General features: G+C 34.1%; 2 protein-coding genes. Both read left to right on the top strand.

Features of this window, described 5'->3' with window-relative positions; translation table 11 throughout:
* Window positions 1-188: 188 nt before the first annotated feature.
* Complete coding sequence (locus ABT112_RS35180; protein WP_351515832.1) at window positions 189-758, top strand: helix-turn-helix domain-containing protein; 570 nt, start codon at window positions 189-191, stop codon at window positions 756-758.
* A 5-nt stretch (window positions 759-763) separates the two neighbouring features.
* Window positions 764-1,198, top strand: coding sequence for a M48 family metalloprotease (locus ABT112_RS35175; RefSeq protein ID WP_351515831.1), 435 nt, complete (start codon window positions 764-766; stop codon window positions 1,196-1,198).
* The last annotated feature ends 149 nt before the right edge of the window (window positions 1,199-1,347 follow it).

Genomic DNA, 1,347 nt, shown 5'->3' with positions numbered 1-1,347 from the left:
ATTTGAGCCTGTTCCGTCCGCCGTACTGAATGCTCCATGTTTGTTCGCTTGTTTGACTTTATGAATTAATTATAACACCGATTTTATTCGGTGTCAACTATAAAAACGATTTTATTCGATATTTTTTAGCTTTTGTTATTTACACTACCGATTTTTTTCGGTATAATATATTTAAATATTAAAGGGAGATGGAAATGGGAAGATCAAAATTAACGCCAAGAGAAGAAGCATTAAAGCCTATTATTGCAGGTAATATAAAAAAATATTTAAATAAATTCAACAAGAAACCTGCAGATTTGCAACGAGTAACTGGAATAGCCCAAAGTACTATTAGTGATTATACTAGCGGAAAAACTTTGGTTAATCCTGGTAATGTTGAAAAAATTGCTAGTTTCTTTGGGATTTTAAAATCTGATATAGATCCAAGATTTAGCGATGAATGGGTAAGCGAAAATGAGTTTCCTATTATTGAAAAAACTATTGACGCAATGAAACAACTTGAAGAACCACGTCAAAAAGTTGTCCTCGATACTGCTTCTTCTCAATTGGAAGAGCAAGAAAAGGCTAAAAGAGCTGTTAAACCAAAACCAAAAGTTACTCCTCTTTTTGATATAAATTCTCCGCTTACTGACGAAGAGCTTCAAGAGGCTGTTGACGAAGCTGTAGCTTTTGATGGTGTGCCTCTGACAGATAGAGAAAAAGAACTTTATAAACATTTGCTCCGTGAAACATGGGAAGAAGAGCATGGCAGGGGGTAAAATATATGTCAGTTATAAAGGAGTTGCTTTCAGAACTCACACTAAAAATAAAATACTATAATCCTTCAGATTACCCTCATCTTAAAGATGGAATGAAATTTAATATTAGAGGAACAGCTTATATTTTTATTGATATATTCAATAGTGAAAAGGTAACTCAGAATATATTACTTCACGAAATAGGGCACGTTTCCTTTGGACATAGACATCTTGATTGTCGTTCTTCTGGTTGGGACAGAAGGCAGGAAAGAGAAGCCGACCGCTATATGATTGAACATAGAGCCGATGAATGGCTTGCTCAGTTCGATTGGGAACCGGATGTTATTGATTATGATAAATTTATTGAATATTTTGAGTTAGAAAAACGTCATTATGGATTGGTTGTTGAGGTGTTTGATGAAATAATCGGTCAACCTCAACTAGATAGCCACTGTTTATAGTAAGGGATGAAAAATGGATTACACAGAATTTAGAAAATATGTTGAAGAAAATACTCGTGCTCAAGGTAAATTCTTAGAAAAAGCTACAATATACCTATTAGACAAAAACGCTAGTAGACAATCATCCGCAAAATGGCCTGATTCTCGAA

The organism is Streptomyces sp. NPDC002055 (assembly GCF_040296705.1).
GTDB lineage: Bacteria > Actinomycetota > Actinomycetes > Streptomycetales > Streptomycetaceae > Streptomyces.
This window is presented reverse-complemented; position numbering and strand designations above follow the sequence as displayed.

What these genes read in the sequence shown, in the direction of transcription:
- ABT112_RS35175 (WP_351515831.1), top strand. Translation starts at nt 764, where the DNA reads ATGTCAGTTATAAAGGAGTTGCTTTCAGAACTCACACTAAAAATAAAA.
- ABT112_RS35180 (WP_351515832.1), top strand. Translation starts at nt 189, where the DNA reads ATGGAAATGGGAAGATCAAAATTAACGCCAAGAGAAGAAGCATTAAAG.